This is a genomic window from Marinobacter shunpengi (genome assembly GCF_045449715.1).
Classification (GTDB): domain Bacteria; phylum Pseudomonadota; class Gammaproteobacteria; order Pseudomonadales; family Oleiphilaceae; genus Marinobacter.
Genome location: NZ_JBJJLA010000010.1, coordinates 189,095 through 206,906, shown reverse-complemented (window position 1 = coordinate 206,906; position 17,812 = coordinate 189,095). Strand labels below are relative to the sequence as shown.

Here is a 17,812-nt window from a genome sequence, read left to right as displayed (position 1 = left end):
GGTTGCGGCGCCGGCAGTGATCCGGAGCAGGCTGCTGCTGACGATCAGTCCCCGGAAGCGGGAACGGTCAGGTCCGCCGGCTCATCGTCGATGATGAGCTGGTTGCCGTCCAGGTCCTGGGTCTGGTCATCGTCCTCGGACAAGGTCCGTTCGGTGACTTCCTCCGGATCTTCTGAAATCAGGCGCACCCGGGTGACATTGCCCTGATAGCGTCGCTCCACATCATCTTTCCAGTGCATCAGTACCAGGGAGAGCGAACGGCGGCCTTCCGGGGTGCCCATGATGTATTCATCGTAGCTTTCGGTTTCAATGAACTGCCGTTCGGTCAGCCCCACCTGGTCACGGTAGAAGTCCCGGGCCTCCTCAAGGTCGCTGGCACCGATACCAACGGCCTCCAGCATGATGAGGGGAGCGTCGGGCGACCCGACGATCTCGATCAGGTTGTTGTCGGGATCGCGTCCGAAACCCACGACACCAAAGCCCGGTTGTTCCTCGGGCGGCAGGGTCACCACGCCACCAGACCTCTCGAACTGATTGGCCAGGGCCTCGGCATCGGGCGTGAAGAAGACAATCTTGCCGGGATTATCCTGCAGGTTACGGCCCAGCCCGTCGGTAAATTCGATCAGGGTGAGGGTGGCCTGCAATGGGCTACCCGGCGACTCCAGGGTAACCCGCCGGCTGTTGTCGGTGGTGGTCTGTTCGACGATCCTCATATCCAGGCCGTTCCGGTAGACCGGCAGCGATATGTCCAGGTCACTGACGCCCAATTCCAGACCGGTTATCTGGCTGGCCACGGGGGTCGGCTCGTCGTCGTCATCCTCTCCGTCGGCGTTCTTGTCGAAGAGTTCCCACTCACAGCCGCTGAGCAGGGCGGTCAGGAGCAGCGCCATCAGGGTGGTCAGGAATCGTGAACGGATGTGTCCCTGACGGTTTTTCCAGTATGCCATATCAACTTCCTGTTCTTTTTGTGGGATGTCCTGGTCCAGGCTTAATCCTGGGGTGGTGAATCGTTAGCTGGCGCACATCCGCCAGCAGGCGTCGCGGGCATCGTTGATGTCCTTGTCCGACAGTTCGATATAGCCTGCACGTTCGGCTTTCATCAGGTTGACGAAAGCGCCCCAGACCGTCGCCATGATAATTTCGGCGCGAATGTCCGTCCGGAACACCCCTTGTTGCTGCAGGTTCCTTGATGGTGTCACCAGTCGCCGTAGCACCTGGCGTTCCAGCTCCCGCGAGCTGTCGTCCAGATAGGGCAGGTGGTCCTGCAATTCCAGGAACCGGAAGGACTTGGGATGCTCCCGGGCAAACCCGACCATCTGCTGCCAGTGCTGGTCGAACAGTTCCCGTGGCGAGCCTTGATGGTTCCGGGTCTGTGCCAGGTACTCGCCGAAACGCAGCTTCTCCTCCTGGAACAGCGCATTGACCAGCGCCTCCTTGTTCTGGAAATAGCGGTATATGGTCCCCGTGCCAACCTGTGCCCGACTGGCGATGTCCGGTACCGCCACCCCGTTGACACCCAGTTCCGCGAAGCGGTCGAGGGCAGCCTCCAGTATGGCCGTGCGCTTGGGTTGCGGGTCGGTCTGTTGTGTTTGCTGGGCGGTTGAAGACATGACTTTCCTCTGCAGTGGCTTCCCTGAACCCTGGGCAGGGTGAACCGGGAAGAATCCAGCCGGTTTCCTCCCTGCCCGATGCATCAGATTATCAGTTCGCCGCTACCTCTGCCTCGTTTCCCTGTGTGACCCTTGAGTTTCGCGGGTATCGCGATGCTGAGCGGCCCGCGCATTCCGGAAAACTCTGACGACGGACTCCGCGTGGTGCATAGCAGATGGCTATTTACAAGCGATGTTGCTATGGAGCAGTTCAGTATCCCACCGCCGCCCCATCGCCTCGCGGATCGGCACCTCCTTCGAACATGCCTGTCGCTGGGTCGATGCGGATAGCCTGCGCATGACCCAGAGAGCCGCTCCACTGCTCCACCATTTTGACCGGCTGACCGCGCAGCCGCAGTTCGCGTACGGTTTCATCGGAAATACGCGATTCGAGCACCAGATCGCTGGATGCGGTGCCCCATGTCCTGCCCATAAGCCAGCGGGGCGCTTCGATCGCCTGTTGAACGTCAAAACCGAAATCGACCAGTCGCGTCAGCATGGCGGCCTGGGTCTGGGGCTGGCCTTCACCGCCCATCGAACCATAGGCGAGGACCGGCTTGCCGCCTTCCATCAGCATTGCCGGAATGATCGTGTGGAAAGTGCGCTTTTCGGGCTCCAGACGGTTGGGATGGTTCTCGTCCAGCGAAAAGAACGAACCGCGATTTTGCAGGATAACTCCGGTATCGCCGCCCATCACGGCCGCGCCGAAATCATGATAGATCGACTGGATCATCGAAACGACAAGGCCGTCCGAATCCGCCGCGCACAAATAGATGGTGTCGCCGTCCGGACTGCGCTTGTCGAAGCTTTTGCCGTAGCGCAGTCCAGGCTCCAGTTCCTGCTGCACCAATGCACATTCGCCGGAAATCAATGCTCTCCGTTCGTGGGCATAGTCTTTTGAAAGCAGCTGATCGAGCGGAATGTCGACAAAGGCGGGATCCGTCAGCCATTCGTCGCGATCGGCAAAGGCGACCTTCACCGCCTCGACGATGTGATGGTAGTAGTCGGCCGTCCCCTCTCCCCAGCTCTTGACGTCGAACCCTTCGAGCAGGTTGAGGAGTTGCAGTGCCGCGAACCCTTGCGTGCTGGGCGGCATCTGGAAAGCGTCATAACCGCGATAGGTGGTGGAGATCGGCTCGACCCAACGGGCTTGATAGTTTGCAAAATCCTCCGGCGTTAGCGGTGAACCGCCCGCCGAGATCGCTTCGCAGATGTGCTCCGCGACGGGACTTTCATAGAAGCCCTCTCGCGCTCCAGATGCTGCCAGAGCGGAGAATGTTGCTGCCAGTTGGGCCTGAACCAGCAGCGAGCCTTCGCGTTGGGGGGCGCCTTGCGGCAAATAGGTTGCTGTCATGCGAGGGTCCTGAGCCAGGATTTCAGCATCCTGTGCCAGCCAGTCCGCAAGCGAGCGGGAAACAGCGACGCCATTGCGGGCATAATTGATGGCGTCGGCGAACAGGCTCTCCCAGGGCAGCTTGCCAAAGCGCTCATGCGCGAGCCTCCATCCATCGACAGCGCCCGGTACGGTCAGGGCTGCCAACGGGCCGCGCATCGGAATATGGTCCGTAATACCGCGCGCGCGATAATATTCTCGTGTCGCCGCTTTCGCCGACGGGCCGCTCGCGTCAAGCGCATGAACACCGTCCGCCCCGGCACCTGCAATCAGCCAGAAGCCATCGCCGCCCAGCCCAGCCATATGCGGATAGGCCACGCAAAGGGTGGCATTGGCGGCAATTGCAGCGTCCACCGCGCTGCCGCCGCGTCTCAGTGCATCCAGGCCCGAGGCTGACGCAAGATAATGGGGCGTGGACACCATACCACGCGATGCAAAAGTGGGCGGACGACCGGTACGGGGACCATTGGCATGGCTCATGACGCGCTCCTTGATGCGTAAGGGTTATTCAGATTTTTCTTTCGGGGGGAAGAACAGACGTTGCGCCGGCGGGATCATCGCCCCCACCAAAAGGACCACAAGGCCGAGCCACCATAGGAATGCGGGGCCTTCGGTCGTGCCAATGCTGATAAGAGGAAAAGAGGCGAGCAGAAGCAGGAACGATAGGCTCAGATAAACGATCCGGTTCTTGAACAATCTTTTCATGGGGTTCCCCTTATGCAGTAATCATCACAAGGATGACCGTTGCGACGCCTGTCAGAAGGAATGCGACGATCGTCCAGGGCAACGTCTTACGCATGATCTCGCCTTCCTTACCGTTGATGCCGGCGGTACTAGCGCCCATGACAACATTTGCCGGCGCGATGGCATTGCCGATGGTACCGCCAGCGCTCTGTGCGGCGAGTATTGTTGCTTCAGGCAAATCCTTCAGGCGGGCAATCATGATCTGAAGATCAGAGAACAGCACGTTGGAGGATGTGCTGCTTGATGTCGTGAACGCGCCGACGACACCGATGCCGTTGGAGAGAAACGCGAAGGCATAGGCGGGTGCCACCGCCGAGATGCCAAGTGCCAGCACCTCGTTCTGCCCGGAATGGTTCATGATCGAGGCCAGAATGAGAAAGGCGATGATTGGCACCGAAGCGGGAACGGCTGTATCGATAAGACCTGCCAGCAGGCTTTTGGCACCCTTTTGAGCAATCTGCGCCCATTTCGAGAAGTAGTTGCGAGACTGAAAGACTATCCAGGTCAGAAACGCAGTCACCAGTAAGCCAGCACCCGGATGTGAGAAGGGCCGGAGCGCCGAGTAGGTTTCGGTGCCAGGGATGGTCAACCCAAAACCGGTCGATACGGCGGGGAACGGAAAGCCGAACGTGAAGGCCGATAGCGCATTTCGCAACGGCTCAATTATCGATGTGCTCACCGCAATGATGCTCAGCAGAATATAGGGCAGAAAAGCCATTGCCGTACCCATCGGAGGCGATTTCTCTTCGATTGTCTCCACGGGGCTTGTCAGCATCGCAGGGCGATCGACAATGGAGGTCGCTGGAAGTGCGTATCGTTTCCACCGCGCAAGCGGGAACAGCGCGAACAACGCCGCAGTTGCTGGCAGGAACGCAGCCAATGTCGGATCGATCGCCACGGCAGCGATCTGGCCCAGCCCTTGTATGGCGGCGATTATCAGAACGAGCGGCCAGCCGTGGCGAATTGCCGGCCAGCGCCCGTACATCCACACCACCATGAAACCACCCAGAAAGGCCTGGATCGTGATCAGAATTGCGCTTTGATAGGCTGTGGCCATCGTCGTCGCCTGATCGATATCCACTACCTGAAGCGTTGCCAGCCAACCCGCTCCCAGTGTTCCGTAAAACTTTGCCCAAATGTGCGCGATGATGGGAATCGCCACAGCATAGACGGGCTTGAGGCCGAAGGCGACCAGCAAGGGAGCAACGATCGCGATCGGCGTACCGAAGCCGTCGATACCTTGCAGGAAGGATGTAAAGACCCATCCAAGCGCGACGACGATAAATAATTCATTCTTGCTTAAGCGGGTGATGCCTTGACGCATCGCTTCATATCCGCCTGATTTGTCCATGATCTGGTAGAGAAGCAGTGCGGGCCAGATAACCAGCAGAATGAATATTGCGTCCCATACACCTTTGGCGCCGGCGACGGCCAAGGTATCAAGTGGTGTCCTGAAGGCAAAAAGCGCGATCGCTGCGGCCACGAAGATTCCGAAAGCACCAGCCTGTTGCGCAGTCCAGCGAAGCTGAATCAGCAAGAAAGCAAGTACGACGACCGGTAATATGGATAAGGACCAATGTAGTATGTCGACTGGTAAATCCATGTCTGTGCCTCCTCATCCCTAAGTTTCCATAAGATCTTTAGAATAGGCAGTATTTTGCGCAGTTGCCTTTCCGTGATCAGGCCTTGTCGCTCTTGGCTTTGTGAAGCCCGTTCTTCTCATGGAACGAGCAGTCAGTCGGCGCGCCACCCGTACGCCGCAACCCGAAAGGCGCTTCCCATTTCCGCTGCGCCCCAGCCGACCGCGCCCAGCACATGGGAGTCACGATCAGCATAGATGACTGTCTGCGAATCCGCTACCAGCGCCAGCAGTGCCGGATGGTCGATGGATGCCCCCATCTGCTCCGCAAGGCGCGGGTTACCTGCCCATAAGAAGCCTTCGCCACCACTGCTGACAATGCCCGCGCTCGGCCTCGTGGCGATCCTTGCCGTAGTGCGGAAAGTCTGGTGAGGCTGGAAAATGCACATGCTGACATCCCCCCCATGGTATTACTGTCGGTCGTTTCGATGAGGTGGCAGTATGAGGTATCGGGCTTCAGCTCACGGGTGATCCAGCCAAAGCTGTTACCCGGCGGGAATTTGAATGGGCGTTCATTCACCATCCTGGCCTCGGTGCTATCGGAGCGCAAGGAGCCTGACGGAATTGTTCCGTTGCCCCGCACGGACATTTGACCCGGAGGGAGTTTGGCTGCATCCTAATCCGGTTTCATAACGCAACCAAAAAACGGGAGAATCAACCGTGACTGATTACAACAATCGCGCCGTTGTACTGAAGCAACGCCCCCAGGGCGAAATTCAGGATGGCGACCTGGAGATCATCGAAAAGCCGGTCCGGGACCTGAAGGAGGGGGAGGTTCTGGCCAGGACCCTGTGGCTGTCCCTGGATCCGTACATGCGCCCGCGCATGAACGACAGCAAGGGCTATATGGACCCCATCGGCATTGGTGAAGTGATTGTCGGCGAGGTGGTTGCCCGGATTGAGGAATCCCGGTCCGACAAGTACCAGGTGGGTGACCTGGTGACCTGCTACGCCGGCTGGCAGGAATATTCGGTGTTCCCGGACACCGCCGATATGGTCTACAAGATCCAGGAGAAGCCCGGTGTTCCGCTGCAGGCCTACCTGGGTGTGGCGGGTATGCCAGGCCGTACCGGCTACTGTGGCCTGATGTTTGTGGGTGAGCCCAAGTCTGGTGAAACCGTGGTTGTATCAGCGGCATCCGGCCCGGTGGGCACCGTGGTGGGCCAGACCGCCAAGAAGGAAGGCTGCCGCGCCGTCGGCGTTGCCGGCGGTCCCGAGAAGTGTCGCTACGTGGTGGAAGAACTGGGCTTCGATGCCTGCGTGGACTACAAGGCGGGCAATCTCGAGGAAGACCTGAAGGCCGCCTGCCCGGATGGTATCGATATCTACTTCGAGAACGTGGGTGGTGCGGTGACCCGCGCGGTCGCGCCGCTGCTGAACAAGGGCGCCCGGGTGCCCATCTGTGGTTACGTATCGGCCTACAATGCCGAGGATCCCAGCAAGGTGGAAACCCCGTTCCACGTCCTCAAGGCGCTGGATCCGGTGCCGGAGCACCGTTTCTTCCTGGTCACCGAGTGGCAGGACAAGCACCAGGAGATCACCGGCATCCTGGCGGACCGGGTGGCTTCAGGTGATCTGAAGTACCGTGAGACGGTTGCCGAGGGTCTTGATAATGCCGTTGAGGCGTTCAAGGGCATGCTGAAAGGGAAGAACTTTGGCAAGCAGTTGGTGCATATAGCGGACTAAACCGGTAAAGCTCGTTCTCTCAGACCTTGGGGGGACGAGGCGGTTCGGTATCGTTTTTCAGGACACGCCCCACAAGTACATCCCTGGCCGATTTTTGCTCCTGCAAAATCGGCATTTCCGCCGTGCTTGGCGGTCATAAGGCTCGACGAACGCCTTCCCTGGCGTTCGACGGTCCTGAAAAACGATCCCCAACCACCTCTACCAGGCTTTGGTGACAGCTTTCAGAAACCTACCTGTCAAGTCTCAGCGTTATGATAGACGTTCTGCACGTCATCCAGGTCGTTGAGCATATCCAGGAACTTCTCGAACATCTCCACATCTTCCCCTTCGACCGGCGTCGTGGTCTGGGGCAGGAACTGGATCTCGTCCACCTCGAACTCCAGACCTTCGAAAGCCTCGCTCAGTGCCTGCTTGGCCTTGGCGTACTCGGTATTGGGGGCGAACACGGTAATCAGGCCGTCCTCGTTCTCGATGTCTGTGACATCCACATCCGCTTCCATCAACGCTTCCAGAACGACATCCTCATCATCGCCCTTGAAGGCCAGGATGGCGCAGTGGTCGAACATGTGGCTGACACTGCCAGGGGTGCCGATCTTGGACTTGGTCTTGGTGAAGCACACCCGCACATCGCCGAAGGTGCGGTTGGGGTTGTCGGTCAGGCAGTCCACGATCACCATGCAGTTACCGGGGCCGAAGCCTTCGTAGCGGGCTGCTGAAAAGTCCTCGCCAGCGCCGCCCTTGGCCTTTTCCAGGGCCTTCTCGATAACGTGGGTGGGCACCTGGTCCTTCTTGGCGCGGTCGATCAGCCCCCGCAGTGTCAGATTGCTGTCCGGGTCGGTGCCACCGGACTTGGCGGCGACATAGATTTCACGACCATACTTGCTGTAGACGCGAGTCTTGGCAGCGGCCGTCTTGGCCATGGAGTCTTTTCGGTTCTGGTAGGCTCTGCCCATGTTCAGGATCCTGTGGTTCTTCAGAAAAACGAATAGTACACGCAGTCACCCGGACGAACCACTGACGGTTGTCACACCCGGGCGAAGCGTGTGCCATTGTCGGGTTCAGGCCACCTATACAAACTCCCTTGGGGGTTGGTAGTGATCACGGGTCATCAGGTCAATGCCGCAGTCTACGGCTGAGACCCAGTCCAGGAAGCGTGTCACCATGGCAGGACCCTCGAACCGTTTGCCGTGCTGGGGCACAATCATATCCACATCCATGGCGCGAACCATGTGGGCCCAGAGCTCGCAGACTTTCCGTGAACCGATATAGCGCCGGTGGAACCCCTCCATGTAGGGGATATGGTGATCAAAATTGCTCACGGGCCTGTGGTCTTCCGCCGCGCCCATCGACGCACCCAGATCACCGGAGAACAGGATTTTTGACACCGGATCGTAAAACTGCAGGTTGCCGACGGAATGCATGAAGTGCGCCGGCAGGCACTGGATATAGGTATCCCCGAAGGTCACCCGTGCTCCACGATCGGGAATGGCTATGATGCGATCAAAGACACTGCTTCCAAGCTGGTTGGTAACATAGTCGGAGGCCAGGTGGGGGAGGAAACGGGCCCATAGTCTGGAGGTGACAATGCTGGCCCTGGTGTGCACGATCCAGCGATCAATCGAACCGATGATATCCGGATCCTGGTGGGAGGCGAAGACATAGTCCATCTCCCGGATATTCATATGGCGGGACGCCGCCATGGACAGGGGGGTATAGGTAAGGTCGCCACCTGGATCAATAAGGGCTTCGTGTTTGCCATCCACGATAAGGAACTGGTTGGACTGGACACCCTCGCCGGTGACCAGGGAGTCGAACATCAGGCACTTGTGATGGCCATTATCAAACAGGACTATGGGGTCGACCGCCATTCTTGAATCCTCCTGGCACGTTATGATGGAGCAGGCGGCGAGCTTAGGGCAGGAGAGTCAGGAGGGTATTGCGCCAGGTCAACCGAGCTGACTTTAGTCAAAGATCGGTGTCTGACAGCACCTGACGCAGGCGGCGGATACCACGACGGAGTACCCGTTCCACGGCGAGTTCCAGGCTACGACCGGAATAGGGGACGACCTCGTCAAATTCGGCGGTGTAGTGCAGGCGGGTGCTTCCGTCCGGTGGCCCCGACAGCCGGATGCGGCCCAGGTGGTTGCGGAAGGCGCTGAAGCTGGTGACCGAGTACTCGATCAGGTGGTCGGGCTCGAAGGTCAGGATGGTTTCCTCGAAACCAACCGGCCCGACGCCAATCCAGCGTACCGAGCCGGTGCCGTTGGGGTCGGCCTGGTCGCTGTCACGAATACGCTTCACCGGTAACCCTACCAGGCTTCCTAGGCGGTTGTGGTCTGCCAGCAACTGGAAAACCCTGTCGCGGGGATAGGGCAGTTGCTCCGTGAGTTCAACGCGATATTTTGGCATTGGCAGTGGCTGTCGTTGTTATTGTTGAAACATTATATAAGCCACTAGACTACCCGGTTCGCGATGCCAGAAAAAGTCGCATCCGGTAACACTCTTCTGCTCAGGATATGCCCATGGCCCCGGAACATGACAGCGCCGACTCATCGAGCGGCGATGATACCGCCACCACACGCTGGCAGGTGATGAAGGAAGTCAAGGAGCTGTCCACACCGCTTTATGGCCTGTTCGGGCTGGGCGTGCTTTACACCCTGTATATTGCCCACCAGATCGTGCTGCCAATCATCCTGGCTATCCTCGCCAGTCTGTTACTGGCGCCGTTGGTGAGCCGTGGTGCGCGGGTCGGTATTCCCCGCTTTATCAGTTCACTGGTGTTGGTGCTGACATTGCTGGCCGGTATCCTGGGATTGGGCTGGGCAGTGGTCACTCCGGCGCTGGAGTGGGCAGAGGAAGCGCCCCAGGGCATCTCGCGACTGCTCGTGGGCCAGAGCGGGTTTCGCAGCCAGATCGAGAAAGTGACTGAGTCCGCCCGTAAGGTGGAGGAGTCCATGGACGATCTGGCCGAAGGTGATAACCGGACACAACCCACCACTGTAGTCCTGCAGGCTGAATCCTGGCGTAGCCAGCTGCTGCAGAAGGCACGCAACGGTGTGGCGGGCCTGGCCCTGGCGTTGGCCCTGACTTATTTCCTGCTGGTTAGCGGTGACCGGCTTATCCATAATTTTATCCGCCAGTTACCCGCGGGTCAGCGCCGCCGGGCCCTGACCATTGTGAGTGACTCCCAGAGCCAGATAGCCCAGTACCTGGGCGTTATCGGGGTCAGCAACCTGCTTATCGGTACCGTGACCGGCCTGATGTGCTGGGCGGTCGGTCTGCCGGACCCTGCAATCTGGGGACTTGTGGCCGGGTTGGCGCGTTTCATACCCTACCTCGGTGTGATCCTGACCATCACGCTGCTGGCGGTGGTATCGGCGACCAGTCTGGAGGAACTGTGGCTGATGGCCATCGCGCCCCTCGGATATCTCATACTCACATCCCTGGTGGGTTTCTTCATTGAGCCCTGGATCCATGGTTTCAGGATGGCGATCAATCCCGTTATCATTTTTGTAGCCATATTCTTCTGGGGCTGGCTCTGGGGGCCGGTTGGCGTGCTGCTGGCGGTGCCACTGATGACGGTTATCCAGGTGGTGCTCAAGCAGATTCCGCGGCTGGGTCCGGTATACCGGGTTATTGCCCGGTGAGAACCCCCCGGACGCCAGGTTTCCGGTCCATGGCTGCGGCGGGACTTCCCGTAGCCGGTGGACTACATTGAACAGAAGACGATCCGACCGCAGCCGGCGCCACGGGCTCCGGTTCCCGGATTGCCATGGGGTCCAGACCGAGTTCATGGCCAAGACACAGCTTGGCATGCATGTTGTGGTTCCCGACAGTACGTGGGAGAAGAAAGGAGCTGTCTATGCCGGTGTTTGAGTTCCGCAGGCCAACCCATCATCGTACCCGCTCCATCGAGCTGGTGGATATGCAGTCCGGTGGCGATGTCAGCCGTATTGTGACCCGGGGCGTCGGGCACTTGCCCGGTGGTTCGGTGCTGGAACAGATGCGCTATATCCAGAAGTACGGTGATGGCTTTCGCCGCTGGCTGCTGAACGAACCCTATGGCGATCCCTTCATGTCGGTGGACCTGATCGTACCGCCTGACAATCCCAGGGCCCAGGCCGGTTACATCATCATGGAAGCCATGGGCTACCCGTTGTATTCCGGTTCCAACACCATCTGTACCGCGGCGGCGATTCTCGAGAACGGCGTCGTACCCATGGAGGACGGCGAGCAGACCCTGGTGCTGGAGTCCCCCGCCGGTCTGGCCTGGGTGACGGCCCATAACGCCAATGGCCGGGTGCAGTCGGTGACTACCCGCAGCGAGCCGGCCTTTGTCTGCGAACAGAACATGAAGGTGGACGTGCCCGGATGGGGCGAGGTCCGCTTCGACCTGGTGTGGAGTGGCGCCTACTTCGCGCTGGTGGATGCCGAGTCCCTGGGGTTTGACCTGATGCCCGGGGAGGTCAACCGTATGATTGAATTCGGTCTGGCCATGGTGGAGGCGGCACGCCCGGTGGTGACGGACCAGCATCCGGAACTGGGGGATGTGGGACCCCTGCCATTTGCCCACTTCATGGGGCCACTGGAGCCCGTCGACGGGGGGTACCGGTCCCGTTCCGCCACCTATGTGCACCCCGGTGTCATCTGCCGCAGCCCTACCGGCACGGGGACCACCGCGCGGATGGCGCTGATGTATGAAAACGGCGAACTGCGGGAGGGCGAAACCCTGGAAACGGTGTCTCCCAAGGGCAGTTCGTTCGTGGGGCGGCTGCTGGGTGAGTCCACTGTCAGCCATTACAAGGCGGTGAACACCGACATCACCGGCCGGGCCTGGACCCTGGCCCGCTCGGAAGTCCTGCTGGATCTGGACGATCCCCTGGTGGATGTCTCCGACCTGGAGGGCGTGCTCAACTCCGGGCCGGCCTGACGATCCTCGGGATGTCCGGGGACGGCATCAGCGCAACAGGTCAGTCATTTCCAGCACCGAGCGGGCGACCTCGGTCAGTTTGCGGCCCTGGTCCATGGCCACCTTGCGTAACTGCTTGTGGGCCTCGTCGTCGGATATCTGGTGGTGCTTCATCAGCAGCAGGACCGCCTTCTCCAGGATACGGCGATCGTCCAGGGCCTCCCGGGCGATGCGCAGCTCATCGCTGAGCTGATCCAGGCGGACCGCCTGCTGCTGGACCAGGTCGAACACCGAACGTCCCAGCTTCTGACCCATACCATCGCTGCGATACTGGCTGGTTTCGCTGCCGTTCTCTCTGGCACATACCACCAGTACCGGGTCCGGAGCGTGCCCGCTGTCATCGAGGCTTTCCATGAGATTCTCCTCATGGGTCAGGGCATTGCGGGCCTCGGTGTAGCGGGCGATGCAGCCCCGATGGAAGTGGTCTTCCAGCACATCCTCAATCTGCTTGAGTTCGTCGATGCGTCGGGTCATCAGCTCGAACCACTGGTCGGCCAGGTCGGTATCCAGCTCCTTGTAGCGACCTACGGAACAGGCCAGCCCCCGCAGGTGTTTCAGGTCCTGCCAGAAGTCCTCCCGGTTGTGGCGTTTCCACAGGGCCAGGACCTCCTCGTCCGCGAAGCGTTCGAACACGGGGAAAGACCGTTCCTGCGCATCAATAAGGTGCGTTATGCGCTGTGACAGTGCATGGTCGAAGTGTCCCCGGGAGAACCCCAGAGAGCCGGCCGCACGTTCCTGGCCGGCCATTTCCTTGCCCTGCATCAGGTTGACCATGGCCACCATCATGCCCGCAATGGTGGGGTCCACCACGGTCTCCGCCGCCTCGAAAACCACGGTCAACAGGTGGCGGATACGTTCAATGTAGGCGTCGATAGCCTGTTCCGCAGAAATGGACTGCCGGCGGACCTGCTGGCGAATAGCCGGCAGGGACTCGAGCCCGTGCAGGGCGGCTGCCAGGCTGTTGAGCAGGCTGGTGCTGGATGGGTCCTGGGTCAGTTCGACCTGGATTTCCATCAGCTCATGCTCGAAGGCGTCCTGCTGGTGAAGGCTGCCTTCCACCATGGAGATCAGTTCCTCCGAGAAGCGGCCCCCACGAGACCCCAGAAAGACGTTGGATGCACCCCGCTCACGCTGGAGCTCATGGATCAGGTTGCCAACGCTGAGCACCAGCTTGCCCATCTGCAGGAACCGCTCCAGGTTCCTGAGTTCACACCGTTTCGAGGCGATCAGATAGTCCGCCGCCCGGGGGCGTTGAGGGGGGTGGGGTGATAGCTTGGCTGCTGACATCATGGTGACTCCCTGGAATCAATCCCTTGAGGGTTGGCATCCTCCGGACCGGTTCATGGCTCCGGTTTTCGGAACGTTTGTCCTGTATGCAGCAATATGCAGGCCAGACCGTTCGTGATGATCTGAAATGCTGGTAAGAAACGATCGTTTGAGGGTTGCGGGCCTTTCTGTAAAACTGTGGGGATTTCGTAATAACGGACGCCCCGGAACAGGGACCTTCCGTTGCCACTGTCAGGGAGCGAATAAGGGTATGTCGAAAGTTAGATGGAGTTCCATGGGGCTTTCGCTGGTCCTGGCCGTGGCCATCGTTGTCTGGCTCGCCACCGGCGAACTCCGTTCAGCTCAGGAACAGGCACCGGAGCCCCGGGAAGGGCAGGGGCTGGGCCTGCCTTCGGTGGAGGTGGATCTCCGCCAGGCCAGCACCTTCCATCCGGATATCCGCCTGCAGGGCCAGGTGGAACCCTGGCGACGGCTGGAGGTCAGCGCCCGCCTCAGCGGGGTGGTGGAGGAACTTGCCGTGTCCCTGGGTGATACCGTCAGCCAGGGCGACAATCTGCTCAGGCTGTCACAGGATGACCGGCCGGCAGCCGTTGCCGGTGCCCGGGCCCGGGTCCGTCAACTGGAAGCAGACCTGGCAGCGGCCGAGCGGCTAAGGTCCAACCGGCTGGTATCCGAGTCCGAGCAGATGCGGCTGGAATCGGAGCTGGCCTCGGCCCGGGCGGAACTCCGTCAGGCCAGCCTGGCCATGAGCTATCTCACCCCGTCGGCGCCGTTCGACGGCACCATCAACGCTCGCCATGTGGAAACCGGTACCTTCGTCCAGGCCGGCGAATCCCTGTTCGAGGTGGTACAGGTGGACCTGTTGAAAGTGAGCGGTTACCTGCCACAGCAGCAGGCCGGGCGGGTAGCCCCGGGGCAGAGCGTTGTGGTCAGTCTGCTGGATGGGCGTGAACTGCACGGGGAGCTGACGTTTGTTGCCAGCGCCGCCGATCCGGAAACCCGCAGTTTCCGGGTTGAGGCCCGGGTGGCCAATCCCCAGGGCTATCGCATTGCCGGTGGCAGTGCCTCCGTCCGCATTGAAATGCCGTCGGTGGAAGCCCTGTACCTGTCCCCGGCGCTGCTGAGCCTGGGGCCGGATGGTCGCCCCGGCGTTTTGCATGTGGATGACGGTGATCAGGTGGCATTCAGCACCGTGACGCTGCTCAGCGTCGGTACCGAAGGGGCGTGGGTATCCGGTGTCGACTTCCCGGTGCGGCTGATTACCCGGGGCGGCGGGTTCGTGTCGGAGGGGCAGAGGGTCCAGCCGGTGTCCGCAGTCGCGGGGGACTGAATCATGCGAACCCTTATACACGCGGCCATGGATCGCAGCCGCACCACGCTGCTGCTTCTGCTGTTCCTGCTCCTGGGTGGCTTTGCCGCCTATAGCACCATTCCCAAGGAAGCCAATCCGGATGTCACCATCCCCACCATCTATGTGTCAGTGACCCTGGAGGGGGTAAGTCCGGAGGATGGTGAGCGTCTGCTGGTACGCCCCCTGGAGCAGGAGCTGCGGTCCATCGAGGGTATCAAGGAGATGCGCAGCACGGCGGCGGAAGGGTATGCCGCGGTGATACTGGAGTTCGACGCCGGTTTCGACCCCGACCAGGCCCTACAGGACGTACGGGAGAAGGTGGACACCGCGAAGGCGGACCTGCCCTCGGAGGCGGAGGAGCCACGGGTCCACGAGATCAACGTATCCTTGTTCCCCATTCTGTCCATTGGCCTGTCCGGCCCGCTGTCGGAGAGGGAACTGATCTCCATAGCAAGGGAACTCCAGGACGCCATCGAGGGTATTCCCGAGGTGCTGGAAGTGTCGATCGGCGGCGACCGGGAAGACCTGCTGGAGATCGTGGTTGATCCTCAGGTACTGGAGAGCTATGGCGTCGACTACGACCAGCTTGCCACCCTGGTGCGCCGTAACAACCAGCTGGTGGCGGCCGGCAGCCTGGATAACGGTCAGGGGCGGCTGGCCATCAAGGTACCCGGTGTGGTGGAAGACGTCGAGGACGTCATGAACATGCCGGTGAAGGTGAGCGGCGACCGGGTGGTGACCTTCGGCGATGTAGCGGTGCTGCAGCGGACCTTCAAGGACCCCACCGGCTTTGCCCGGATCAATGGTGAACCGGCGGTGGTGCTTGAGGTATCCAAGCGGTCCGGGGCCAATATCCTGGAGACCGTGGCCAAGGTCCGCGGCCTGATGGACGCCGCTGGCCCCAGGCTGCCGGACGAACTGGATGTCCGTTACACCATGGACCAGTCCGAGGACGTGAGGAACATCCTGTCCGACCTGCTCAACAACGTGCTCACCGCCATCGTGCTGGTGGTGATCGTGGTGATCGCCGCCATGGGCCCCCGCTCCGCCGCACTGGTGGGAATCACCATTCCCGGCGCCTTCCTCAGCGGTATCCTGTTGATCTGGACGGTAGGCTATACCCTAAATATCGTGGTGCTGTTCAGCCTGATCCTGGTGGCCGGCATGCTGGTGGACGGCGCCATCGTGGTGTCGGAACTGGCGGACCGTAACCTGTCTGATGGCATGTCCCCGCGCAAGGCCTGGGCGGAGGCAGCCAGCCGTATGTCCTGGCCGGTCATTGCCTCGACAGCCACCACCCTGGCGGTCTTCGTACCCTTGTTGTTCTGGCCGGATACTGTGGGCGAATTCATGAAATACCTGCCTGCCACGGTCATTGCCTGCCTCACCGCCTCCCTGGCCATGGCGCTGGTGTTCCTGCCGGTGATGGGCGGTGTCAGTGGCGGCGGCAGGCCAAGGCAAGCGGGCGGCGATGGTGCCATTGTGGCCGGCTATCGTCGTGTCTTGTCGGGTTTGCTGCACTATCCCTGGCTGACGCTTCTGGGTGCCCTGCTGATCATCGGGGTGATTGGCTGGAGCTATAAGTCGTTCAACCACGGCCTGGAATTCTTCCCCGAGGTGGAGCCGGAGTCGGCTCAGGTTCATGTCCGGGCCCGGGGTGACCTATCGATCCACGAACGGGATGCCATTGTCCGGGAAGTGGAGCATCGGCTGGCGGGCATGCCGGAGGTGGCGTCGCTGTATGCGCGTTCCATGGTCAGTCCCGACCAGCAGATGGCGCCGGATGTGATCGGCAGTCTCCAGTTCAACTTCGTGGACTGGGACCAGCGTCGCCCGGCCTCGGAGATCCTCGCCGAGTTCCGCGATATGACGGCGGATATTCCGGGCATCCGGCTGGAGTTCCGTCAGCAGGAAGAGGGCCCCGGTGGCGGCAAACCGATTGAGATCATGATCACCGGCGCGGATTACGGGGTGCTGGACGACTACACCACACGGTTGCGTGACACCATGGGCGACATCGGCGGGTTTGTGGATGTGGAGGATAACCGCAGCCTGCCGGGTATTGAGTGGCGCCTGGAGGTGGATCGGGAAGCTGCGGCCCGGTTCGGCACCGACGTGGTCAGTATCGGCAGTTCCGTGAGGTTGGTGACCAATGGTCTGGTGCTGGCCACCTACCGCCCGACGGAAGTGCGTGACGAAGTGGATATCGCGGTACGTGTTCCGCCGGCCTGGCGGGAGCTTGATCAGTTTGAGCGGCAGACCCTGAACACGTCACGGGGGCAGGTTCCCCTGTCCCAGTTCATCAGTCTGGAGCCCGCGCCCAAGACGGGGACTATTGCCCGGCTGGATGGCCAGCGGGCGATCACCGTGAAGGCGGACGTGGGGCCTGACAGCAACGCCAATGCCCTGCTGAACCAGCTGCGTGAGCGCCTGCCGGAGGTGCCGGAAGGGGTGGGCATCCTCTATGGCGGCGAGGATGAGGAGCAAAGGCGTACTATGAGCTTCCTGGGACTGGCGTTCCTGGTGGCCATTGGCCTGATGACGCTGATCCTGGTAACCCAGTTTAACTCCCTGTACCAGACCCTGCTGATCCTGTCGGCAATCGTCCTGTCGACGGCCGGGGTGCTGCTGGGGCTGTTGCTGAACGGGCAGCCGTTTGGGGTGGTTATGGTGGGCATGGGCATCATTGCGCTGGCCGGTATCGTGGTGAACAACAACATCATCCTGATCGATACCTTCAACCAGATGCGTGCCGAGGGCCTGGCGCCGCTGGCGGCGGCCCTGGAAACCGGCTGTCTGCGTTTGCGCCCGGTGCTGCTGACGGCCATTACCACTATCCTGGGCCTGATGCCCATGGTGCTGAGTGTGAACGTGGATCTGCTGACGCCGTCCCTGGGCGTCAATGCGCCTTCAACCCAGTGGTGGACACAGTTATCCAGCGCCATTGCCGGTGGGCTGGCCTTTGCCACCTTCCTGACACTGTTGCTGACACCGGTGCTGTTGTTGGTGGGGGCCAGGTTCGGGCCAGCGGCAAAGCCGACTGAATAGGTGCCTGGGGTTATTTATCGGGGGAGTGGAAGCATCCTGGCAGTGC

General features: G+C 60.7%; 15 protein-coding genes. 5 read left to right on the top strand and 10 right to left on the bottom strand.

Annotated elements, in window-relative coordinates; all coding sequences use genetic code 11:
* Positions 1-44: 44 nt before the first annotated feature.
* From ACJO3T_RS05505 to ACJO3T_RS05480, 6 genes are all read right to left on the bottom strand, one after another.
* A complete protein-coding gene (locus ACJO3T_RS05505) occupies positions 45-947 on the bottom strand; it encodes a VOC family protein (RefSeq protein WP_406978006.1) in 903 nt (300 codons plus the stop codon).
* 63 nt (positions 948-1,010) lie between these two features.
* The gene (locus ACJO3T_RS05500) at positions 1,011-1,610 is read right to left on the bottom strand and encodes a TetR/AcrR family transcriptional regulator (RefSeq protein ID WP_406978005.1); all 600 of its coding nucleotides are present in this window, start codon (positions 1,608-1,610) and stop codon (positions 1,011-1,013) included.
* Positions 1,611-1,860: 250 nt separating this feature from the next.
* Positions 1,861-3,522 carry a gamma-glutamyltransferase gene (gene ggt, locus ACJO3T_RS05495; RefSeq protein WP_406978004.1) on the bottom strand — a complete coding sequence of 554 codons (1,662 nt, stop codon included), beginning with the start codon at positions 3,520-3,522 and terminating at the stop codon, positions 1,861-1,863.
* Positions 3,523-3,546: 24 nt separating this feature from the next.
* The gene (locus ACJO3T_RS05490; RefSeq protein WP_406962012.1) at positions 3,547-3,747 is read right to left on the bottom strand and encodes a hypothetical protein; all 201 of its coding nucleotides are present in this window, start codon (positions 3,745-3,747) and stop codon (positions 3,547-3,549) included.
* Between the two features lie 10 nt (positions 3,748-3,757).
* Positions 3,758-5,389, bottom strand: a complete 1,632-nt coding sequence (locus ACJO3T_RS05485) for an L-lactate permease (protein ID WP_406978003.1) — start codon at positions 5,387-5,389, stop codon at positions 3,758-3,760.
* A 131-nt stretch (positions 5,390-5,520) separates the two neighbouring features.
* Positions 5,521-5,814, bottom strand: a complete 294-nt coding sequence (locus ACJO3T_RS05480; RefSeq protein ID WP_406962016.1) for a hypothetical protein — start codon at positions 5,812-5,814, stop codon at positions 5,521-5,523.
* 271 nt (positions 5,815-6,085) lie between these two features.
* Between ACJO3T_RS05480 and ACJO3T_RS05475 the strand changes: the two genes are divergently transcribed.
* On the top strand, positions 6,086-7,111 hold the full coding sequence (locus ACJO3T_RS05475) for an NADP-dependent oxidoreductase (protein ID WP_406962018.1): 1,026 nt from the start codon (positions 6,086-6,088) through the stop codon (positions 7,109-7,111).
* Positions 7,112-7,347: 236 nt separating this feature from the next.
* Here ACJO3T_RS05475 and ACJO3T_RS05470 read toward each other — a convergent pair whose 3' ends face one another.
* The 3 genes from ACJO3T_RS05470 to ACJO3T_RS05460 all read right to left on the bottom strand — a co-directional run bounded on the left by ACJO3T_RS05470 (position 7,348) and on the right by ACJO3T_RS05460 (position 9,520).
* Positions 7,348-8,064, bottom strand: a complete 717-nt coding sequence (locus ACJO3T_RS05470; RefSeq protein ID WP_406978002.1) for a YebC/PmpR family DNA-binding transcriptional regulator — start codon at positions 8,062-8,064, stop codon at positions 7,348-7,350.
* Positions 8,065-8,178: 114 nt separating this feature from the next.
* On the bottom strand, positions 8,179-8,979 hold the full coding sequence (locus tag ACJO3T_RS05465) for an oxygen-binding di-iron domain-containing protein (protein ID WP_406962021.1): 801 nt from the start codon (positions 8,977-8,979) through the stop codon (positions 8,179-8,181).
* Between the two features lie 97 nt (positions 8,980-9,076).
* Positions 9,077-9,520, bottom strand: a complete 444-nt coding sequence (locus ACJO3T_RS05460; RefSeq protein WP_406962023.1) for an SRPBCC family protein — start codon at positions 9,518-9,520, stop codon at positions 9,077-9,079.
* A 182-nt stretch (positions 9,521-9,702) separates the two neighbouring features.
* Here ACJO3T_RS05460 and ACJO3T_RS05455 point away from each other — a divergent pair, with 182 nt between their 5' ends.
* Together ACJO3T_RS05455 and ACJO3T_RS05450 are read left to right on the top strand one after the other, a co-directional pair.
* Positions 9,703-10,758, top strand: coding sequence for an AI-2E family transporter (locus tag ACJO3T_RS05455; protein WP_406962373.1), 1,056 nt, complete (start codon positions 9,703-9,705; stop codon positions 10,756-10,758).
* 215 nt (positions 10,759-10,973) lie between these two features.
* The gene (locus tag ACJO3T_RS05450; protein WP_406978001.1) at positions 10,974-12,041 is read left to right on the top strand and encodes a proline racemase family protein; all 1,068 of its coding nucleotides are present in this window, start codon (positions 10,974-10,976) and stop codon (positions 12,039-12,041) included.
* Between the two features lie 27 nt (positions 12,042-12,068).
* Here ACJO3T_RS05450 and ACJO3T_RS05445 read toward each other — a convergent pair whose 3' ends face one another.
* A complete protein-coding gene (locus ACJO3T_RS05445; RefSeq protein WP_406978000.1) occupies positions 12,069-13,370 on the bottom strand; it encodes a nitrate- and nitrite sensing domain-containing protein in 1,302 nt (433 codons plus the stop codon).
* A gap of 247 nt (positions 13,371-13,617) precedes the next feature.
* Between ACJO3T_RS05445 and ACJO3T_RS05440 the strand changes: the two genes are divergently transcribed.
* Together ACJO3T_RS05440 and ACJO3T_RS05435 are read left to right on the top strand one after the other, a co-directional pair.
* Positions 13,618-14,697, top strand: a complete 1,080-nt coding sequence (locus ACJO3T_RS05440) for an efflux RND transporter periplasmic adaptor subunit (RefSeq protein ID WP_406977999.1) — start codon at positions 13,618-13,620, stop codon at positions 14,695-14,697.
* Between the two features lie 3 nt (positions 14,698-14,700).
* Positions 14,701-17,766, top strand: coding sequence for an efflux RND transporter permease subunit (locus tag ACJO3T_RS05435; protein ID WP_406977998.1), 3,066 nt, complete (start codon positions 14,701-14,703; stop codon positions 17,764-17,766).
* Positions 17,767-17,812: the final 46 nt, after the last annotated feature.

Excerpts from the sequence above, each read along its gene's own strand:
- ACJO3T_RS05435 (WP_406977998.1), top strand. The coding sequence starts at position 14,701 with ATGCGAACCCTTATACACGCGGCCATGGATCGCAGCCGCACCACGCTG.
- ACJO3T_RS05455 (WP_406962373.1), top strand. The coding sequence starts at position 9,703 with ATGAAGGAAGTCAAGGAGCTGTCCACACCGCTTTATGGCCTGTTCGGG.
- ACJO3T_RS05440 (WP_406977999.1), top strand. The coding sequence starts at position 13,618 with ATGTCGAAAGTTAGATGGAGTTCCATGGGGCTTTCGCTGGTCCTGGCC.
- ACJO3T_RS05490 (WP_406962012.1), bottom strand. The coding sequence starts at position 3,747 with ATGAAAAGATTGTTCAAGAACCGGATCGTTTATCTGAGCCTATCGTTC.
- ACJO3T_RS05480 (WP_406962016.1), bottom strand. The coding sequence starts at position 5,814 with ATGTGCATTTTCCAGCCTCACCAGACTTTCCGCACTACGGCAAGGATC.
- ACJO3T_RS05485 (WP_406978003.1), bottom strand. The coding sequence starts at position 5,389 with ATGGATTTACCAGTCGACATACTACATTGGTCCTTATCCATATTACCG.
- ACJO3T_RS05465 (WP_406962021.1), bottom strand. The coding sequence starts at position 8,979 with ATGGCGGTCGACCCCATAGTCCTGTTTGATAATGGCCATCACAAGTGC.
- ACJO3T_RS05500 (WP_406978005.1), bottom strand. The coding sequence starts at position 1,610 with ATGTCTTCAACCGCCCAGCAAACACAACAGACCGACCCGCAACCCAAG.
- ACJO3T_RS05445 (WP_406978000.1), bottom strand. The coding sequence starts at position 13,370 with ATGATGTCAGCAGCCAAGCTATCACCCCACCCCCCTCAACGCCCCCGG.
- ACJO3T_RS05470 (WP_406978002.1), bottom strand. The coding sequence starts at position 8,064 with ATGGGCAGAGCCTACCAGAACCGAAAAGACTCCATGGCCAAGACGGCC.
- ACJO3T_RS05505 (WP_406978006.1), bottom strand. The coding sequence starts at position 947 with ATGGCATACTGGAAAAACCGTCAGGGACACATCCGTTCACGATTCCTG.
- ggt (WP_406978004.1), bottom strand. The coding sequence starts at position 3,522 with ATGAGCCATGCCAATGGTCCCCGTACCGGTCGTCCGCCCACTTTTGCA.
- ACJO3T_RS05460 (WP_406962023.1), bottom strand. The coding sequence starts at position 9,520 with ATGCCAAAATATCGCGTTGAACTCACGGAGCAACTGCCCTATCCCCGC.
- ACJO3T_RS05450 (WP_406978001.1), top strand. The coding sequence starts at position 10,974 with ATGCCGGTGTTTGAGTTCCGCAGGCCAACCCATCATCGTACCCGCTCC.